At 71.9% G+C, this 17,661-nt stretch carries 17 protein-coding genes; 9 read left to right on the top strand and 8 right to left on the bottom strand.

Annotation, left to right across the window (positions count from 1 at the left end; genetic code table 11):
* Positions 1 to 28 precede the first annotated feature (28 nt).
* On the top strand, positions 29 to 1,033 hold the full coding sequence (locus tag ACZ7L7_RS09940) for a tellurite resistance/C4-dicarboxylate transporter family protein (RefSeq protein WP_472075484.1): 1,005 nt from the start codon (positions 29 to 31) through the stop codon (positions 1,031 to 1,033).
* On the opposite strand, the gene ACZ7L7_RS09935 is transcribed toward ACZ7L7_RS09940, so the two are convergent.
* Complete coding sequence (locus tag ACZ7L7_RS09935) at positions 1,011 to 1,364, bottom strand: hypothetical protein (RefSeq protein WP_285510553.1); 354 nt, start codon at positions 1,362 to 1,364, stop codon at positions 1,011 to 1,013. The two genes, ACZ7L7_RS09940 and ACZ7L7_RS09935, sit on opposite strands and share 23 nt — an antisense overlap.
* A 418-nt stretch (positions 1,365 to 1,782) precedes the next feature.
* Here ACZ7L7_RS09935 and ACZ7L7_RS09930 point away from each other — a divergent pair, with 418 nt between their 5' ends.
* A complete protein-coding gene (locus ACZ7L7_RS09930) occupies positions 1,783 to 2,865 on the top strand; it encodes a C40 family peptidase (protein WP_453606495.1) in 1,083 nt (360 codons plus the stop codon).
* A 9-nt stretch (positions 2,866 to 2,874) separates the two neighbouring features.
* Here ACZ7L7_RS09930 and ACZ7L7_RS09925 read toward each other — a convergent pair whose 3' ends face one another.
* Both ACZ7L7_RS09925 and ACZ7L7_RS09920 read right to left on the bottom strand, forming a co-directional pair.
* Positions 2,875 to 3,585 (bottom strand): LuxR C-terminal-related transcriptional regulator, encoded by a 711-nt coding sequence (locus tag ACZ7L7_RS09925; protein WP_093723723.1) that lies wholly within the window; start codon positions 3,583 to 3,585, stop codon positions 2,875 to 2,877.
* Positions 3,582 to 4,874 (bottom strand): ATP-binding protein, encoded by a 1,293-nt coding sequence (locus ACZ7L7_RS09920; RefSeq protein WP_093723743.1) that lies wholly within the window; start codon positions 4,872 to 4,874, stop codon positions 3,582 to 3,584. The genes ACZ7L7_RS09925 and ACZ7L7_RS09920 overlap by 4 nt, the downstream gene beginning before the upstream one ends.
* Positions 4,875 to 5,053: 179 nt before the next feature.
* On the opposite strand from ACZ7L7_RS09920, the gene ACZ7L7_RS09915 reads away from it, so the two are divergent.
* Both ACZ7L7_RS09915 and ACZ7L7_RS09910 read left to right on the top strand, forming a co-directional pair.
* Positions 5,054 to 6,496: a PspC domain-containing protein gene (locus tag ACZ7L7_RS09915; protein WP_453606493.1), complete on the top strand. Its 1,443-nt coding sequence runs from the start codon at positions 5,054 to 5,056 to the stop codon at positions 6,494 to 6,496.
* Positions 6,483 to 6,719 (top strand): hypothetical protein, encoded by a 237-nt coding sequence (locus ACZ7L7_RS09910; RefSeq protein WP_285510556.1) that lies wholly within the window; start codon positions 6,483 to 6,485, stop codon positions 6,717 to 6,719. Before ACZ7L7_RS09915 ends, ACZ7L7_RS09910 begins: the two co-directional genes overlap by 14 nt.
* 157 nt (positions 6,720 to 6,876) lie before the next feature.
* On the opposite strand, the gene ACZ7L7_RS09905 is transcribed toward ACZ7L7_RS09910, so the two are convergent.
* Positions 6,877 to 7,425, bottom strand: coding sequence for a DoxX family protein (locus ACZ7L7_RS09905; RefSeq protein WP_285510557.1), 549 nt, complete (start codon positions 7,423 to 7,425; stop codon positions 6,877 to 6,879).
* A 289-nt stretch (positions 7,426 to 7,714) separates the two neighbouring features.
* Positions 7,715 to 8,992: a hypothetical protein gene (locus tag ACZ7L7_RS09900; RefSeq protein WP_453606532.1), complete on the bottom strand. Its 1,278-nt coding sequence runs from the start codon at positions 8,990 to 8,992 to the stop codon at positions 7,715 to 7,717.
* 167 nt (positions 8,993 to 9,159) lie between these two features.
* Between ACZ7L7_RS09900 and ACZ7L7_RS09895 the strand changes: the two genes are divergently transcribed.
* Positions 9,160 to 10,047 (top strand): DUF4429 domain-containing protein, encoded by an 888-nt coding sequence (locus tag ACZ7L7_RS09895; RefSeq protein ID WP_285510558.1) that lies wholly within the window; start codon positions 9,160 to 9,162, stop codon positions 10,045 to 10,047.
* 19 nt (positions 10,048 to 10,066) lie between these two features.
* On the opposite strand, the gene ACZ7L7_RS09890 is transcribed toward ACZ7L7_RS09895, so the two are convergent.
* Positions 10,067 to 10,870, bottom strand: coding sequence for a class II aldolase/adducin family protein (locus tag ACZ7L7_RS09890; RefSeq protein WP_285510737.1), 804 nt, complete (start codon positions 10,868 to 10,870; stop codon positions 10,067 to 10,069).
* 192 nt (positions 10,871 to 11,062) lie between these two features.
* Here ACZ7L7_RS09890 and ACZ7L7_RS09885 point away from each other — a divergent pair, with 192 nt between their 5' ends.
* Positions 11,063 to 11,308, top strand: a complete 246-nt coding sequence (locus ACZ7L7_RS09885; protein WP_472075481.1) for a hypothetical protein — start codon at positions 11,063 to 11,065, stop codon at positions 11,306 to 11,308.
* A 77-nt stretch (positions 11,309 to 11,385) separates the two neighbouring features.
* A complete protein-coding gene (locus ACZ7L7_RS09880) occupies positions 11,386 to 11,880 on the top strand; it encodes a pyridoxamine 5'-phosphate oxidase family protein (RefSeq protein ID WP_472075479.1) in 495 nt (164 codons plus the stop codon).
* A 15-nt stretch (positions 11,881 to 11,895) separates the two neighbouring features.
* Here the strand turns inward: ACZ7L7_RS09880 and guaA are convergent, their stop codons facing one another.
* Positions 11,896 to 13,470, bottom strand: a complete 1,575-nt coding sequence (gene guaA / locus ACZ7L7_RS09875; protein WP_285510561.1) for a glutamine-hydrolyzing GMP synthase — start codon at positions 13,468 to 13,470, stop codon at positions 11,896 to 11,898.
* A gap of 310 nt (positions 13,471 to 13,780) precedes the next feature.
* Between guaA and ACZ7L7_RS09870 the strand changes: the two genes are divergently transcribed.
* Complete coding sequence (locus tag ACZ7L7_RS09870) at positions 13,781 to 14,122, top strand: chorismate mutase (protein ID WP_453606486.1); 342 nt, start codon at positions 13,781 to 13,783, stop codon at positions 14,120 to 14,122.
* A 635-nt stretch (positions 14,123 to 14,757) separates the two neighbouring features.
* On the top strand, positions 14,758 to 15,792 hold the full coding sequence (locus ACZ7L7_RS09865; protein ID WP_285510563.1) for an LPXTG cell wall anchor domain-containing protein: 1,035 nt from the start codon (positions 14,758 to 14,760) through the stop codon (positions 15,790 to 15,792).
* 80 nt (positions 15,793 to 15,872) lie between these two features.
* On the opposite strand, the gene ACZ7L7_RS09860 is transcribed toward ACZ7L7_RS09865, so the two are convergent.
* Positions 15,873 to 17,651 carry a GMC oxidoreductase gene (locus tag ACZ7L7_RS09860; RefSeq protein ID WP_471428589.1) on the bottom strand — a complete coding sequence of 593 codons (1,779 nt, stop codon included), beginning with the start codon at positions 17,649 to 17,651 and terminating at the stop codon, positions 15,873 to 15,875.
* Positions 17,652 to 17,661: the final 10 nt, after the last annotated feature.

Here is a 17,661-nt window from a genome sequence, read left to right as displayed (position 1 = left end):
GACGCGTCCCGGTCCTTAGCATCGGCGCATGCCCGCCCGCACTGACCCTCGCTCGCTTCGCGCCTGGTGGGCGCGGCGTCCTCCGGCGGCCGGTGCCGCGGTGATGGCGACCGGCATCATCTCGGTCGGCCTGCACCTGACCGGCTACGAGGTCCTGTCCCGCATCGCCCTCGTCCTGGCCTGCGTGGCATGGGTGGGTCTGGCCGCGGATTTCGTTTTGCGGCTGCTGCGGCAGCCCGTGCGCTGGCGGGAGGACGCCGGTACGCCCGCCGCGCTCACCGCCGTGGCGGCGACGAGTGTCCTCGGCACCCGGTTCGCCCAGCTCGGATGGACGGGCCTGGCCGGGGCCCTGCTGGCGCTCTCCGCGCTGCTGTGGCCGGTCCTGCTGTGGATCGTGCTGAGGCACTGGCACCGGGGCATGCCCGGCGCGGTGTTCCTCGGCGCCGTGGCGACCCAGGGCCTCGCCGTCCTCGGCGCCACACTCGCCGCCGAGGAGTCGGCGGCCTGGCTCGCGCACGCGGGCCTGGTGCTGTTCTGGCTGGGGCTCGCCCTTTACGTGCTCGCCCTGTTCCACTTCGATCCGCGCCAGGTGCTGGAGGGCGCCGGGGACCACTGGATCGCGGGCGGCGCGCTCGCCATCTCCGCGCTCGCCGGGTCCAAACTGATCGCCGCCGACAGCCCGGCGCTGTACCTGTGGAACGACGACGCCGACTACGTCCTGCGCCGGGTCACCGTCTTCCTGCTGGTCCTCGACCTCGCCTGGTACGCCGTCCTCGCCGCGGCCGAGATCGTCCGGCCGCGCCTCGACTACGACGTACGGCGCTGGGCGACCGTGTTCCCGCTCGGCATGACCGCGGCCGGGGTCCTGTCCGTGGCCTCCGCCGTCGAGGTGTCCTGGCTGGAGGCCCCGGGCGAGGTGCTGCTGTGGATCGCGGTCGCGGCCTGGCTGGCCGTCTCCTACGGCGCGCTGCGGCAGGAGCCGGCCCTCGCCGGGACCGAGTCCCCGGAGCTCACGTCCACATCACGGCGATGAAGACGTTCGCTGTGGTGAGCAGCCCCACCAGGCCGAACAGCTTGTTGTCCACCTTCTCCTCGTCCCGCTTCACATAGACCAGACCGAGGATCACGATCAGCAGCGCCAGCTTCACGCCGATCTTGACGTTGTTCACGGTGTAGTCCTCGGCCTGGTTGAGCCCGACCAGGACCACGCCGGTCACCAGCATGGTCAGCGCGCCGTGCAGCATCGCCGGGACGAACCGGGCGGTGCCCTGGCCCATCGCCTTCATCTGGGTGAGGAAGCCGCCCAGCAGCGAGGCGATGCCGATGATGTGCAGGCCGACGAACAGGTGGATGAGTACGTCCATGAGGCCGGAGCCTAATCAGGGCGCTCCGGGCGCCCGGCACCGGCCCGGCCTCCGCACCGCCCGACGGAGCTCGCATATATGCGCTCCATAGCACCCCGGCTCCCCCACCCGCCCCGGAAACCCCGACTTCGGTCAGCGCGCAGCGCGAAGGCGCCCGGCCCGTTCGCGGATCACGGTCACATACGGTCGCCCCGCGATCCGCTGACGGCATTTCCGCACAACGCGTTACCAACCCGACACACACGGGCCTAGCGTCCTCCACCAGGTGACCGGCTCCCCACCGCCGCCCGGGCCAGGGGCGGCAGTCGGACACCACCGCCGAGAAGGTCCGGCGGCGGCCTGCTCCCCCTGTGCGGGCCGTCGCCGGACGCGTCAAGCAGGCGGCCGAAGGAGTCGTGCGAAAGGACGTGCAGTCCACGTGGCAGCACATCGCAAGCCCCGGCAGCGCTCGGCCGGCGGCACCACCGCCCGTACGGCCGCCACGGTGGCCCTGGCGGGCGCGGCGACCGCGACCGGCTTCGACGGGACCGGGTACGCCGAGCCCGACCTGACACCGGCGCAGGTGAAGGCGAAGGTGGACCGGCTGTACCAGGAAGCGGAGACCGCCACCGAGAAGTACAACGGCGCCAAGGAGAAGGCCGAGGCCGCCGAGTCCCGGCTGAGGTCGCTGCGCGACCAGGCCGCACGCAGGACGGACGAGCTCAACTCGGCACGTGACGCGCTCGGTTCGATGGCGGCGGCGCACTACCGCGAGGGTGGCCTCGACCCGGCCGTCCAGCTCGCGCTCTCCGAGGACCCCGAGCGGTACCTGGACGGCGCCGAGTTCATCGACCGGGTCGGCACCCGACAGGCGGCGTCCGTCGCGGACGTGCGCAAACAGCTCCGCGAGATCGGCAAGCTGCGCGGGGCCGCGCAGATCGAACTGAGCGCTTTGAAGTCACGCCAGGCCGAGCTGCAGCGGCACAAGAAGACCATCACCGGGAAGCTGAGCGAGGCCAACCGGCTGCTGTCGCGCCTGAGCGCCGAGGAGCGGGCTCAACTCGACGACGGCACCGGGGAGCGGGCCACCCGCTCCGGCCCGGGTGAGCGTGCGGGCCTCACGGCCCCCGGCTCCGCGACCGCACCCGGCTCGGCCACCGCCGACGCCCCCAACTCCCGTGCCGCGCAGGCCGTCGCCTACGCCTACCAGAAGCTCGGCAGCCCCTACGTCTGGGGCGCGACCGGCCCCAACGCCTTCGACTGCTCGGGACTCACCCAGGCCGCCTACCGCGCGGCCGGTGTCTCCCTGCCCCGCACGACCTACGCCCAGATCGGCGCCGGACGCCGCGTCTCCCGCTCCGAACTCCTCCCGGGCGACCTGGTGTTCTTCTACTCCGGGATCAGCCACGTCGGCATCTACGTCGGCAACGGCCAGATGATCCACGCCCCGAACCCGTCCGCCCCGGTCCGCGTGGCACCGATCACCGAGATGCCGTTCGCGGGGGCGACGCGGGTCGTGTGAGCCCCGGAGTCACACCAGCCGTCGCGCCGTCGCCCATCGCGTCAGCTCGTGCCGGTTGGACAGCTGGAGCTTGCGCAGCACCGCCGAGACATGGGACTCGACCGTCTTCACCGAGATGAACAGCTGCTTGGCGATCTCCTTGTAGGCGTAGCCCCGGGCGATCAGCCGCAGCACCTCGCGCTCGCGCTGGGTGAGCCGGTCCAGGTCCTCGTCGACCGGAGGGGCGTCGGTGGAGGCGAACGCGTCCAGCACGAAGCCGGCCAGGCGGGGCGAGAAGACCGCGTCGCCCTCCTGGACCCGGAAGATGGAGTCGACCAGGTCGGTCCCGGTGATCGTCTTGGTGACATAGCCCCGCGCGCCCCCGCGGATCACCCCGATCACATCCTCCGCGGCGTCCGACACGGACAGGGCGAGGAAGCGCACGGGCCGCTCGGTGTCGGCCATCAACGGCGCGCAGCGGCGCAGCACTTCGACCCCGCCGCCGCCCGGCAGATGCACATCGAGCAGGACCACCTCGGGCCGGGTCGCGGTGATGACCGTGACCGCCTGGTCGACGTCCGCGGCCTCCCCGACGACCTCGACACCGGTCTGCTCGGTCTGCCCGATCTCGGCCTGGACTCCCGTGCGGAACATGCGGTGGTCGTCGACGAGGACCACACGCACCCGGCGCTCCCCCGCGCTGCCGGTGGCCTCCGCCGTACCGTTCGCCTCGTCGCTCATGACGTCTTCTCCGCCCTCTCCATCTCCAGTTCGACCTCCGTGCCGCCGTCGGGCACCGCGCGCAGCCGCGCCGTGCCGCCGTTGCGCTCCATGCGGCCGATGATCGATTCTCTGACGCCCATGCGGTCGGCGGGTATCGAGTCGAGATCGAAACCGGGGCCGCGGTCCCGGACGGACACGAAGACCGTCCTCCCCTCGACCTCGGCGTAGACCTGCACGGCGCCGCCCTCGCCACCGTACTTGGCGGCGTTCACCATCGCTTCGCGCGCCGCCTGCATCTGGGCGCCGGTCCTCTCGTCGAGCGGGCAGTCGCCGACCACGACGACCTCGATGGGGACGCCGTGCTTGTCCTCCACCTCGGCGGCGTTGCGCCGGACCGCGTCGGCGAGCGTGGCCGGCTCGTCCTCCTCGTCCTTGCCGGTGCCCTCGGGCTTGTACAGCCAGGTGCGCAGATCGCGCTCCTGGGCGCGGGCGAGGCGACGCACCTCGCTCGCGTTCTCCGCGTTGCGCTGGATCAGGGTCAGGGTGTGCAGCACGGAGTCGTGGACATGGGCGGCGACCTCGGCCCGCTCCTGGGCGCGGATGCGCATCAGGCGCTCCTCGGAGAGGTCCTGGGTCATACGGACGAGGTACGGCCCGGCGAGGAGTGTTATCCCCACGAGGACGGCCAGGGCGGCCTGGAGGACGGAGCCGAGGTGGGCGGCGGAGCCCTGGAGCACGAAGATGCCGGTGACGCCCGCGGTCACCAGCAGCACACCGCCGGCCGCGCGCAGCAGATTGAGCGTGCGCCGTCTGCGGCCGACCTCCATCCAGCGGGCCCGGCGGGCGTTGTCCGCCTGCCGCCAGACCAGGGCGACACCGGCGGCCACGAGCACGGCGGGCCAGAGGTAGGCCTGGGCGCCGCTGCCGAAGTCGACGCTGCCCACGAAGATCATGGCCACCACGACCATGAGGAGCAGGGCGACGATCTGGCCGCGGTCCGGTCTGCGGGCGACGAGTCTGCGGCGGCCGTCCGCCGAGGTCTCGGTGGTGACGAGGGAGGGCGGCTTCTGCCCGCCGACGCCACCCACGCCGAGCGGTACGAAGAACCAGAACGCCGCGTACAGCAGGGCGCCCAGGCCGTCCGCCATGAACAGTCCGACGAAGACCAGCCGCACCCAGACCACGGGCAGCCCGAGGTGTCCGGCCAGCCCCCGCGCCACGCCCCCGAGCCAGCGTCCGTCGCTGCTGCGGTAGAGCTTGCGCGGCGGCCGCGGTTCTGCGAGGGGCGCTGCTGCGGCTTCCGACATGCCTTCGATGGTCACACGGTCGGCGCAGCGGAGCATCAGGGTTCACCCCCGAGACTCCCCCGATCTTCGAACCGCCGCCGGCGCGGAGCCCTCCCGGGCGTCGGGTCAGGGGCGATATCAGGGTCCGGCCAGGGTCGTTCCCACTGCCGCCGGGGCGCCCCGGCCGTCACCATGGACGCATGACTGATCACGAGCACGCCGCGACGGGTCCGGGACCCGGCTCCGGCCCGCGCCCCAGCGGGGGCACCGGGCCGCGGGACGCCGCACCCGCCGCGGACCCGGCTCCCGGTGCGGACGGGGGCTCGCGCGCGCACGGGCCCGCGCAGGAAGAGGGAGGGGGCATCCAGCTCCCCGACCGGTGGCACCGGGACCGGCGGCACAAGATGCTCGCCGGGGTGTGCTCGGGGCTGGGACGCCAGTGCGACATGGACCCGGTGATCTTCCGGATCACCCTCGCGGTCCTCTCCGCGACCGGCGGCCTCGGTCTGATCTTCTACGGCTTCGCCTGGCTCCTCGTGCCCTACGAGGACGAGGAGGAGAACGAGGTCCGCAAGCTGCTGACCGGCCGGGTGGACGGCCAGGCGCTGGCGGCGGTGCTGTTCGCGCTGGTCGGCTGCGGGGTGTTCCTGACCATGATGACGAACGGCGGGGTGCTGTCCTTCGCCGTCATACTCTCCCTGCTCCTGGCGGGCGCCGGGTACTGGTCGCGGCAGCGCGGCGGCGCCGACCCCGATCCGCTCGCCGCGCAGGCCGTCGCCGACGCCCCGCCGGAGGCCAAGGCGCCGCCGGTGCCCGCGGCCTACCCCTCCTGGTGGCGCGACCCCATCGTCAAGGACGGCACGCACGACGGCGGCACCGGCTATCTGTGGGGGCCCCACGACTCCCGGGACCGGGAGATAGCGGCGGCGGTCGACGTCAGCCTGGGCCCGGGGTACGGGCACCGGCCGGCGGACCCGGCGTTCCGCCGCCCCGGCCCGCCCCGACCGCGCGGCCCGCGCTGGATCGGCGGGTGGATATTCCTGCTGGCTCTGCTCGCCGGTGGCCTGGGCACCGGCCTGACCTGGGAGCACGAACCGCTCGGCACCAGCCTCCAGACGGGCCTGGCCGCGGCGCTGATCGTGTTCGGCGTCGGGATCGCGGCCAGCTCGTTCCTCGGGCGTACCGGCGCCGGGTCGGTCTTCCTGGCGGTGCTCACGGCGGGGATGCTGGCCGCGTCGGCGGCACTGCCCAAGGACATCGGCACGAAGTGGATACGCACCGCCTGGGAGCCGGCCACCGTGGCGGAGGTCGAGCCGCGCTACGACCTGGGCACCGGCGTCGGCACCCTGGACCTGAGCGGGCTGGATGTGGCCAAGGGCAAGACGGTGACCACCAGGGCCGACGTGGGCGTCGGGCAGCTGAAGGTGATCGTGCCGCCGGAGGTGACCGTCGAGGCGAACATCAACGTGGGCATCGGGGACATCCAGCTGCCCGGGGAGGACAAGGAGGACGTGGATGTGGCACCGGGCCAGAACAAGGAGGTCACCCTGAAGCCGGTCAAGGGTTCCAAGGCCGCGGGCACCATCGAACTCGACCTCAATGTGGGCCTGGGACAGGCGGAGGTGAGCCGTGCTGCGTCATGAGTTCCAGCCCGGTCGGCTGGTCGCGGGCACCTTCCTGACCCTCGCGGGCGTGCTGTTCGCCGGTGACGCGGGCGGGGCGTGGGAGACACCGTGGTTCGTGGCCGTCCCTGTGGTGGTGGGCGGCCTGTTCCTGGCGGGGGCGACGGGGCTGCTGTTCCGCGGGATACGCAGACGGAACGGCTCCCGCCCCGAGGCGGGGGCCGGCCGGAGGGCACCGCTCTGAGGGAGGGCGGGCCCGGAGACACCGGCCCCGTCCGGGGCGCTCCGCGCTGAGGTGGGACGGGCGCGGGCCCCCGTTCGGGCCGGGGCGACCCTGCCCGCCGGGGCGCGCCGCTCCGAGCCGGGGTGGGTCCGCCCTCCCCGGTCCCCCTGGTCCGCTGTTACGTCTCGTACCCCGACCGTTGGAACACCGACCGTTCCCTCTTGCGCTCCCGGAGCATCGCGTCCACGGAGAGATAGGGGGCACCGGCCAGGACCAGGGGCAGCCACGCCATCAGGTAGGCGAGGTCGTTGCCGTAGTAGTACGGCTCCGCTGCCCAGCTCACCGTGAGCCAGAGGCTGAGGGAGATCAGGGCGCCGCCGAGGGCGGCGAGGCGGGCGAAGACGCCGAGGAGGGTGCCGATACCGACGGCCAGCTCGCCGAAGGCGATGGCGTAGCCGAAGGCCACGGGGTTGTCGAGGGCCATGTCGACCATGGAGGGGATGGCGGAGGAGTCCCGCACCGCGCGCATCATGTCGCCGATGGAGCCGGAGCCGGAGTCCTTCAGGAAGGCACTGTCGGTGAGTTTGTCGAGGGAGGCGTAGATGAAGGTGACGCCCAGGAAGATCCGGAGGGGAAGGAGGGCGTACTGGGTGGCGAGGTCGCGCCAGTTCCGGCCGCCGCCGTCGAGATAGGGGTCGTGCGTGTCCGTACGGAAGCCGTGGGTCATCGGTGCCGCCTCTCGCCCGTCGGGACGTGCCCCTCGAAGAGGGATACGTATACCGGCTGGGGACCGCTCAATCCTGACCAGACCATTTTCTCCGTGATGACGGTTTTTCGCCCCTGCCGGAGGGGCTTTCCGGAGAGCGCCTCCGCTGCGGCGCCGCGGCACCCGCGGCACGACGCCCGCCCCGTCCGCATCACGCCCCCGCGGGTCCGTCCCGCATCACGCCCCCGCGGCTCCGTCCCGCATCACGCCCCCGCGGCTCCGTTCCGCGTCGTTCCCGACCGGCGCCGGGTCAGTCCGTCACGTCGATGGCGTACCGCCCCGTCTCGACGCCCGCGGCCGTGACCACCTGGACCTCTACCCGGCCAGGTTCCACGTCCGCGGGGACGGGGACCGTCAGGACCGTGTCGGTGGGGTTGCTGAAGCCGCCCCGGACCGGGACGAGGGGGACGTGGACGTTGACCGGGCCGATGCGGACGACCATGCGGGCGAGACGGTCGGCGGTGCCGGCACCCGGGGGCACGAAACCGGCGCCGCGGATCTCGATGTCGTCGCCGGTACGGATCGGGCCGTCGAGGTCGCCGGCCTCCCGGGAGCGGACCACGGAGAGGATCACCGGGCGCCCGCCCTCGGCGTACTTCCCGGCCACGTAGGTCGCGGCGGAGATCAGGACGACCAGGGCCAGGCCCCAGGGCAGGTCCGGGAGCTGGTCGGGGCGGCGGCCCAGGCGTACCGCGGCGAACAGCAGGGCCACCGCGCCGATCACGACGTACTGGATGTCCGCGAAGGTGCCCCGGCCCGCGTCGTCGGTGAGGAGGTCGGCGGCGCGGGGGCGGTCGGCCCGTACCTTCTGCAGGCGCTGGCCCAGCACCCGCACGCCCACCACCCGGCGGACGAGGACCGCGACCGCGCACACCACGGCCAGGACGGTCACCACCCCGGCGCCGCGGGCCAGTTCGAGGCCGGCGATCAGGTCGTCGCGTTCGCCGGGGTCGGAGGCGGCGGCGAGGCGGCCGGCCAGGAACAGCACGGCGTAGGCCACGAAGAGCACCCAGGCCGCGGCCACCGCGCGCGAGGTGGACAGCCGGTTGTCCTCGCCGATGACCGGCGCCAGCGCGCCGCCGCGGGCGCGGTGGAGGTAGGACGCGGCGGTCAGCGCGCCCGCGGTCACCACGGCGGCGAGCAGTCCGGCCGTGCGGGCGGTGGTCCAGCCCGGGCCGATCGCGGTCAGCGCCTGCACCAGCAGGAGCAGGACGACCAGGCCCCACAGGGTGTACACGCTGCGGCGCCAGAGGCGGGCCAGCCAGGCCTCGCCCTCGGCGCGGCGGCGTTCGGCGACGAGGACCGCGGACTGGGTCAGTTCCTCCGACACCCACTGGCGGGAGGCGGAGGCCGAGTGGGCCACGGCGGCGGGCAGTCCCTGACCGGCGGCGAACTCGTCCCGCTTCGACAGGAATTCGGCGACCGCCCGCCGATGTCCCTCCCGCACCCCGTGCGGACAGTCCCCGCAGGTGCAGCCGCCGTCGTGCGCACCCACCTCCGCGCGCTGTCTCGCGTCCTGCACCGCCACGACCGACGCCCGCCTCTCCCCATGCTCCGTCACGCCACAACTCCACTGCGACGCGAGCGAATTGTGCCCTACGCCACCCCGCCCCCGCCCGGCAGGTCCGCTTCGTGGGAGGGCCGCGAGGAGTGATGTCCGAACCGCCGTGTTGACCCGGCTGGGAGAATCGGTCCATGGCCGAGATCATCCAGCGCGACGGGACCTGGGCCTTCGACGGCACCACGATCAGGATCACACCGGGCCTGCACCGCTCGGTGCCGCTGTTCCGGCAGACGTACGGGGAGATCGCCGTCCCTCTGGAGGCCGTGGCCGGGGTCGTCTTCGAACCCGAGCGCAAGCGGGGGCGGTTGCGGATGCGGCTGCGCGAGGGCGCCGACCCGCTGCTCCAGGCGACCGGCGGACGGCTGCCCGAGCCCGCGGACCCGTACCGGCTGACGGTGGACGTCGACCGGGCCGGGGTCGCCGAGTACGTGGCTGAGGAGATCCGCCGCTCGCTGCTGCTGGACCAGATCCCCGCCGAACCCACCAAGGCCTATCTGCTGCCCGGTCCCCCGGTGCCGGTGTCGGTGCGCTCCTCCGACGGCACGGTCTCCTTCGACGGCATCCAGATCCGTATCGACTGGGCCGACACCTCCGACCGGGTCAAGCGGGCGACCGGGCCGCGGATCATCAGCATCGCGGATGTCGTACAGGTGGAGTGGCTGCCCAACTCGGGTTACGAGGACGGCTTCCTGCGGTTCGTGACCCGGGAGACGGCGCTGTCCAAGCTCCCGCCGGAGAAGGACCCGTACGCCCTGGACCTGTGGGGCAGCGCGCGCCGGGATCTGCTCACCGCGCTGGTCGCGACCGCGGTGACCGCCAGGTTGCCGCACCCCTCCACCCGTACCGGCGTGGGATACACCGAACCGGCCGGCCGGCTCACCGCGCCCGTGCCGCCGCCGTCCGACCACCATGACGTGCTGCTGCGCAGGCTGCGGGAGTTGGGCGAGCTGCACCGCGACGGGGTGCTCACGGACGAGGAGTTCGCGATGACGAAGGCGGCGGTGCTGCGCGGCTTCTGAAGCCTCGGCCTCGGTGAACCTAGCTGAGCAGGTCAGGCTCGCTGCGGCTGATGTCCTGCCACATCGGCTGGTAGTTGATCCACGCCACCAGGTCCCCGCCGAGCTGCTCGCGGGTGGCGACCGCGGCCTTGTGGTCGATGAGGACGGGACGGCCCGCCGCCTTCGCGGCGAGCTGGACCTGGCAGGAGCGTTCCAGGGACAGGAACCACCAGGCCGCCGCGTCCACCGAGTCCCCCACGGTCAGCAGCCCGTGGTTGCGCAGCACCAGCGCCTTGCAGGAGCCGAGGGCGGCGGCGATCCGGCGGCCCTCCTCGGCGTCGACGGCGACACCGCTGTAGGCGTTGTAGAGGGCGAGGTCCTCGTAGAAGGCGCAGCTCTCCTGGGTGATCGGGTCGAGCAGTTCGCCGAGGGCGGCGAGGGCGCGGCCGTGCACGGAGTGGCAGTGGGCGACGGCGACGACGTCGGGACGGGCGGCGTGGACCTGGGCGTGGACGGTGAAGGCGGCCTGGTTGACGTGGTAGCGGCCCTCGACGACCTGCCCCTCGGAGTTGGCCAGCACCAGGTCGCTGACGGTGACGTGCCGGAAGGGCATGCCGAAGGGGTTCACCCAGAAGCAGTCGCTGTACTCGGGGTCGCGCGCGGTGATGTGTCCCGAGACGCCGTCCTCGAAGCCGAGGCGGGCGAAGACGCGCAGGGCGCCCGCGAGCCGTTCCTTGCGGTGCCGGCGTTCGTCCTCGACGGAGTCGTGCCTGGGAGGCATGGCGAACCGCAACCGGTCCGTCGGGAGGGCGGGGGGCGGGGTGGGCCCGGTCGTCCCGTGCATCGAGTCCTCCGGCACTCGGTGATCGTACGGGCGGAAGCTACCGTCGGTCGGCTCTACCGCAACAGGGCATTGCGCAAACATGACGTACGCAACAGAAACAGGGTGCACCACCTTCACCACGGCTTGCCGGTCTGACAGCCGGAATGGGAAGTTCAGCGCCGTTTTCCGGCCATCCGCACCTCAGGAGCTCTCATGAGCCTCGCCGAGCAGCACATCACCGCGGTCATGCGGCAGGTCTCGTCCCAGGACGTCGTCGAGCTGCATCTTCCGTTCGGGAAGGTGCGGACGGTGGCGTCGCTGGCGTACCTCGCGGAGGCGTACGGCTTCCGGTACGCCGACGCCCGGGTCGAGGGCAAGGAAAAGGCACTGCACGTCTACCTGGTGCGGGACCAGGAGGGCCTGGACCGGTTCGTACGGCCCGTCCCGCACGAGGTCTGAGCACCGGCGGACACCCGGCCCACCGCCCCGGAGCAATCCGGACAGAAGATGTCGGGTATCGGCGCCAGACTGGCCGTATGACACTGAACTGGGCGGCTTTCGCCGCGGCGGAACCGGGGTTCGCGCGCACCGTGGAGGAGCGGTTCGGCGCCTACACCCACCATGTCCTCGCCACGCTCCGCAAGGACGGCTCGCCGCGCACCACCGGCCTGGAGGCCACCTTCAAGAACGGTGAGCTGTGGCTCGGGATGATGGCGGACTCCCTGAAGGCGCTCGACCTGCGCCGCGACCCCCGTTTCTCGCTCATGGCGAACCCGGGGGAAGGCACCGGCATGGGCGGCGGCGACGTACGGATCAGCGGCCGGGCGATCGAGGTCGAGGACCCGGCCGTGAAGGCCGCGTACGGTGCAGAGGAACCGCAAAAAGCGGAAGAGGCGGAACAGCCGGAGCCGTTCCACCTCTTCCGTGCCGAGCTGACGGAGGTCGTACGGACCTACGTCGAGGACGAGAAGTACCTCGTCCTGCAGATCTGGAAGCCCGGCGAGTCGGTGCGCGTCATCAAGCGCACCTGAGGGCCGTAGGAGCCCCTACTCCCACTCGATGGTCCCCGGCGGCTTCGAGGTGACGTCCAGGACGACGCGGTTGACGTCCCGCACCTCGTTGGTGATCCGGGTGGAGATCTTCGCGAGGACCTCGTACGGCAGACGCGACCAGTCGGCCGTCATGGCGTCCTCGGAGGAGACCGGGCGCAGCACGATCGGGTGGCCGTAGGTGCGGCCGTCGCCCTGGACGCCCACCGAGCGGACGTCGGCGAGCAGGACCACCGGGCACTGCCAGATGTCGCGGTCCAGGCCGGCCGCGGTCAGCTCCTCGCGGGCGATGGCGTCGGCCTCGCGCAGCAGGTCCAGGCGCTCCTTGGTGACCTCGCCGACGATCCGGATACCGAGGCCCGGGCCCGGGAAGGGCTGGCGCTGGACGATCTCCTCGGGCAGGCCCAGTTCCTGGCCGACCATCCGGACCTCGTCCTTGAACAGCTTGCGCAGCGGCTCGATGAGCTTGAACTCAAGGTCCTCGGGGAGGCCGCCCACGTTGTGGTGGGACTTGATGTTGGCGGTGCCGGTACCGCCGCCGGACTCCACGACGTCCGGGTAGAGCGTGCCCTGCACCAGGAACTCCACCGCCGGACCCTCGTCCGCGATGATCTCGGCCTGTGCCTGCTCGAAGACCCGGATGAACTCGCGGCCGATGATCTTCCGCTTCTCCTCGGGGTCGGAGACCCCCTTCAGGGCGGTGAGGAAGCGCTCCTCGGCGTCCACGACCTTCAGCTGCACGCCGGTCGCGGCCACGAAGTCCTTCTCGACCTGCTCGGTCTCGCCCTTGCGCATCAAGCCGTGGTCGACGTAGACGCAGGTGAGCTGGGAGCCGATGGCCTTCTGGACGAGCGCGGCGGCCACCGCGGAGTCGACGCCGCCGGACAGACCGCAGATGGCGCGCTTGTCGCCGACCTGCTCGCGGATGGCCGCGACCTGCTCGTCGATGACATTGCCCGTGGTCCACGACGGGGTGAGCCCGGCGCCGCGGTACAGGAAGTGCTCCAGCACCTGCTGGCCGTGCGTGGAGTGCATGACCTCCGGGTGGTACTGGACGCCGTAGAGCTTCTTCTCGTCGTTCTCGAAGGCGGCGACCGGGACGACGTCCGTGGACGCGGTGACGGTGAAGCCCTCGGGGGCGGCGGAGCAGGCGTCACCGTGCGACATCCACACGTGCTGCTCGTCCGGGGTGCCCTCGAAGAGGGTGGAGGACGACTTGGAGACGTGCAGGTCGGTGCGGCCGTACTCGCGGGCGCCGGTGTTGTCGACGGTGCCGCCGAGGCTCTGCGCCATCAGCTGGAAGCCGTAGCACATGCCGAAGACGGGGACGCCGGCCTCGAAGAGCGCGCGGTCGATCCGCGGGGCGCCCTCCTCGTACACGGACGAGGGGCCGCCGGAGAGGATGATCGCCGCCGGGTTCTTGGCGAGCATCTCCTCGACCGGCATGGTGCTCGGCACGATCTCGCTGTAGACCCGTGCCTCGCGGACGCGACGGGCGATGAGCTGGGCGTACTGCGCGCCGAAGTCGACGACCAGGACGGTGTCGGGGGCGGCGTGGGTCGCTGGTGACACGGGTTGCCTTCCGGCGGCTTGACAAGGGCTGTGGCACCGATTCTAACGGGGCGGCGAACGGCCCCTCGCGTCTCAGGATGCGAACCCGGTTGGGCGCCCGTGGCGGGGCGCGGCATACTGACCGCATGCTCACGCAGACGACCTTCCTGTTTACCTATGGCATCCGGCCCGCCGGCTGCCATGGTCGTGCTGCTTGAGCAACTGACAAGCGACTTCCCAGGCGCCCCGGGCCGACAAGGCCCGGGGCGCCTGCCGTTTCCGGGCCGTGTCGATCCGGGGCCCCGCCACCACCGACCCCGAGGAGCCCCTCATGACCGCCACCGCCACGGAGAAGGCCGAGCTGACCGCCACCGCCACGGAGAAGACGGAGCAGACCGCCACCGAGAGGACCGGTGCCCGTACCGACGAGGCCGCCGGTGTGATCACCGGCGCCCGTGAGCGCATCGACTCCCTCGACGACCGGATCATCGGTCTGATCCAGGAACGGATGGCCGTCTCCGCGGTGATCCAGGAGGCCCGGATCTCCTCCGGAGGCCGCCGGGTGAACCTCTCCCGCGAGATGGAGATCCTCGACCACTACCGGCAGGCGCTGGGCAAGCCCGGCACCGCGCTCGCCATGACGCTGCTCGAACTGTGCCGCGGTCGCATCTGAGTTCGAGGCCGCCCTCACCCGTACGGCGCGTGACCGTGACGGCGGACGCCTCGTTGGTGCTGTTGTCCGCGCCAGCCAGGGGCGGGCCCGAAAGAACCACGCGTGGCTCACTGGAGCGATGAGACGTACGTGCGTGCGTCGTGGGACCTCGTTCCAGTCCTGTGACCGGACGGCAGGGGACAGCAGCCCGGTCACCCAAGAGTCGGCTCCGGGGACGCCCGGGGCCGGCCGGCGGGAAGCGATCAGGCCGCTCCCGACAGGACAACTCCAAGGCTGGACCGAAAGGTTGCGAAGGCCCCGGCGTTCCAGCACGATGCGAGGAAGACCCCGTGTCCCGGGGGTCCGAACCTCTTCGACCACATGCGGCGCAACCCCCCGGCGCCGCTCCCAGGCACCGGCGCTGCCCTGACGTCGGTGCTGACGAAAGAAGGGCCCCGCGGCTCCGTCCCGCGGGGCCCTTCGCCGTGTCCGCCCATTCACTTTCCGGCGCTCCGCCGCAGGTGAGACGGCTCACATAAAGATTCCGTGAGTACGGACGCAACCATTCCCCCAGGTCGTGGATCAAACCGTGCGTACCAAGGGCCACACCCGCGCCCCCAACGCGGAGGTCTCACCTTCGACTTTCCGAGGTCTGCATGAAGCTTCGCCGTGCCCTGGCCGTCGCCGCCGCGACAGCCGCCCTCGCGCCGGTCGCGCTGATGTCCGCCCCGGCCGCGTTCGCCACGGACGGGACCTCGGCGGCGCCGAGCGCGGTGGAGAGCACGCCCGCCTCGGAGGAGAGCTCCCCCGAGACCGAGGAGACCACCCCGGAGGCGACCGAGACGACCGGTCCGGCCCCCGAGGAGACCGAGGCGGCGCCGACCACGACGGCTCCGTCCACCGAGGAGACCGCTCCGGCGCCTGCCGAGTCCAGCCCCGCCGCCACCGAGTCCTCCCCGGCGCCGAGCGAGAGCACCCCGGCCGAGGACGAGGAGGAGGGCGAGGGGTGCCTCATCGACGAGGACGGCGCGCCGATCTGGGACATCAGCGACGTGCTGCACAGCTCGCTCACCGGTCTGCCCGAGAGCATCGTCGCGGGCAGCGGCTGGACGGACTTCACGTTCAACGTCAGCAACTCCGGTGACGAGACGATCGAGAACATCGTGCCCGTCGTCGGCGTCGCCGCACTGGACTGGGAGCTGGAGGAGGACTACAGCGACCTGGTCACCGTGCAGGTCCGCAGCGGCGGCACCTGGGTCGACCTCGCCACCGAGTTCGGTGAGGGCAGCTCGCTCAACGCCTTCGCCCTCGAAGGCGGCCAGGCGATCTCCTACGACCTGCGGGTGAAGGTCGACCGTGAGGTCCCGAGCGCGGTCGGCATCGCCGTCGGCCTGGCCGAGTACTTCACCGAGGACGGCTGCTGGACCTCCGAGGACGAGAACTTCGGCATCTACTTCTTCGAGGTGCTGCCCGCCGGTTCGAAGCCGGGCAAGCCGAACGACTCCAAGCCGCAGACCGGCGGCAAGGACGAGATCACCGAGGTCGACGAGGTCGACGTCGACGGTGAACTCGCCGAGACCGGCGCGGACTCCGGCCTGCCGGTCCTCGCGACCGTCGGCGGCGTCGCGATCCTCGCGGGCACCGGCGTGCTGTTCGCGATGAGGCGCCGCAAGGCGGGCGCCGCGGCGTAAGGCCGCGGGGCACTCCGGACAAGAGAAGGACCTGCGCTCGGAGGGGGGCGCAGGTCCTTCTCTCTGTGTCGAACAGGGGTCTACTTCTTCGGCGGCACCGCCGGCATCCCCAGGAACGGCAGCCGCAGCGCGCCGAACGCCTCCGCCGGGACCGCGGGCGACTTCGGCTCCACCGGCTGCAGCCGCTCGTACGGCCGGTTCTGCGCGGGACGCGGGTCCTCCTCGCCCTTGTTGGGCCAGTACGACATCGCCCGCTCGGCCTGCGCCGTGATGGTCAGCGACGGGTTCACGCCCAGGTTCGCCGAGACCGCGGCGCCGTCGACCACCGAGATGCCCGGGTGGCCGTAGAGCCGGTGGTACGGGTCGATCACGCCGGTCTGCGGGGAGGCGCCGATCGGGCAGCCGCCGAGGAAGTGCGCGGTGAGCGGGGTGCCCATCAGTTCGCCGATGTTGGAGCCCGCGAACCCGTTGATGGACGCGGCCAGGGCCTTCGCGCCCTCGGTGGCGGCCTTGATCTGGGTCGGGTTGGGGGCGCCGTGGCCCTGGCGCGCGGTGAGCATGCCCTTGCCGATGCCGCCCTGCTTCAGGTGCGTCGTCAGGGAGTTGTCCAGCGACTGCATCACCAGGCCGATGATGGTCCGTTCCGACCAGCGGCGGTTGGACAGGGAGCGCAGCACCAGCAGCGGGTGCCGGACGGCGTTGCCGAGCCAGGCACCGAGCCGCGGGCCGCCGTCGGTGTAGGGCACCTGGAGGATGGTCAGGCTGCCCATGGAGTTGGAGCCCTTGCCGTAACGGACCGGTTCGATATGGGTGTTGGCGTCCGGATGGACGGAGGAGGTGATGGCGACGCCGCGGGTGAAGTCGACCTTCTTCTCGCCGGTCGCCTTGCGGTAGCGCCGGTTGTCGGTCTGGGCGCCCACCAGGGCCTCGGAGTTGGTGCGGGTCAGCTCGCCCAGCTTCGGCGAGAGGTGGGGCAGGTTGCCGGTGGCCTTCATGCGGTGCAGCAGGGTCTGGGTGCCGTAGGTGCCCGCGGCGAGGACGACCCGGCGGGCCTTGAAGACGCGGCCCTTGCCCTTCTTCTTCCGGTCCGTGGGCAGGGTGGTGACGGCGTACCCGCCCTGCGAGTCCTCCGTGACCGCCACCACCGTGGTCATGGGGTGCACGACCGCGCCCGCCTTCTCGGCGAGGTAGAGGTAGTTCTCGTTGAGGGTGTTCTTCGCGCCGTGGCGGCAGCCCGTCATGCACTCGCCGCACTCGGTGCAGGCCCGGCGGGCGGGGCCCGCGCCGCCGAAGTACGGGTCCTCGACCTGCTCGCCGGGGGTCGCGCGCCGGGAGCCGTCGGCGTCCTCGCCGTCGCCGAAGAAGACCCCGACCGGCGCCATGTGGAAGGTGTCCCCGACGCCCATCTTCTGGGCGGCGTCCTTCAGATGGACGTCGGAGGGGGTCATGGTCGGGTTGAGCCGTACGCCGAGCATCCGCTGGGCCTGGTCGTAGTACGGCTTCAACTCCTCCTGCCAGTCGGTGATGTCCTTCCACTGCGGGTCCTCGAAGAACGGCTTCGGCGGTACGTAGAGGGTGTTGGCGTAGTTGAGGGAGCCGCCGCCCACGCCCGCGCCGGCCAGCACCATGACGTTGCCCAGCAGATGGATGCGCTGGATGCCGAACAGGCCGAGCTTCGGCGCCCAGAGGTAGTTCCTCAGGTCCCAGGAGCTCTTCGGAAGGGTGTCGCGGGTGAAGCGGCGGCCTGCCTCCAGGACGCCCACGGTGTAGCCCTTCTCGGTCAGGCGCAGGGCGGTCACCGAGCCGCCGAAGCCGGAGCCGACGACGATGACGTCGTAGTCGTAAGCGTCCTTGGGCACGTGCGTTGTC

The organism is Streptomyces sp. NPDC110618 (genome assembly GCF_055657065.1).
Note: the sequence above shows the minus strand (reverse complement) of the source record. Positions and strands in the feature narration are given on the sequence as shown.

What these genes read in the sequence shown, in the direction of transcription:
- ACZ7L7_RS09925 (WP_093723723.1), bottom strand. Translation starts at nt 3,585, where the DNA reads ATGAGCGACGAGGCGAACGGTACGGCGGAGGCCACCGGCAGCGCGGGG.
- ACZ7L7_RS09920 (WP_093723743.1), bottom strand. Translation starts at nt 4,874, where the DNA reads ATGTCGGAAGCCGCAGCAGCGCCCCTCGCAGAACCGCGGCCGCCGCGC.
- ACZ7L7_RS09935 (WP_285510553.1), bottom strand. Translation starts at nt 1,364, where the DNA reads ATGGACGTACTCATCCACCTGTTCGTCGGCCTGCACATCATCGGCATC.
- ACZ7L7_RS09865 (WP_285510563.1), top strand. Translation starts at nt 14,758, where the DNA reads ATGAAGCTTCGCCGTGCCCTGGCCGTCGCCGCCGCGACAGCCGCCCTC.
- ACZ7L7_RS09880 (WP_472075479.1), top strand. Translation starts at nt 11,386, where the DNA reads ATGACACTGAACTGGGCGGCTTTCGCCGCGGCGGAACCGGGGTTCGCG.
- ACZ7L7_RS09895 (WP_285510558.1), top strand. Translation starts at nt 9,160, where the DNA reads ATGGCCGAGATCATCCAGCGCGACGGGACCTGGGCCTTCGACGGCACC.
- ACZ7L7_RS09870 (WP_453606486.1), top strand. Translation starts at nt 13,781, where the DNA reads ATGACCGCCACCGCCACGGAGAAGGCCGAGCTGACCGCCACCGCCACG.
- ACZ7L7_RS09890 (WP_285510737.1), bottom strand. Translation starts at nt 10,870, where the DNA reads ATGCACGGGACGACCGGGCCCACCCCGCCCCCCGCCCTCCCGACGGAC.
- ACZ7L7_RS09940 (WP_472075484.1), top strand. Translation starts at nt 29, where the DNA reads ATGCCCGCCCGCACTGACCCTCGCTCGCTTCGCGCCTGGTGGGCGCGG.
- ACZ7L7_RS09905 (WP_285510557.1), bottom strand. Translation starts at nt 7,425, where the DNA reads ATGACCCACGGCTTCCGTACGGACACGCACGACCCCTATCTCGACGGC.
- ACZ7L7_RS09915 (WP_453606493.1), top strand. Translation starts at nt 5,054, where the DNA reads ATGACTGATCACGAGCACGCCGCGACGGGTCCGGGACCCGGCTCCGGC.
- ACZ7L7_RS09885 (WP_472075481.1), top strand. Translation starts at nt 11,063, where the DNA reads ATGAGCCTCGCCGAGCAGCACATCACCGCGGTCATGCGGCAGGTCTCG.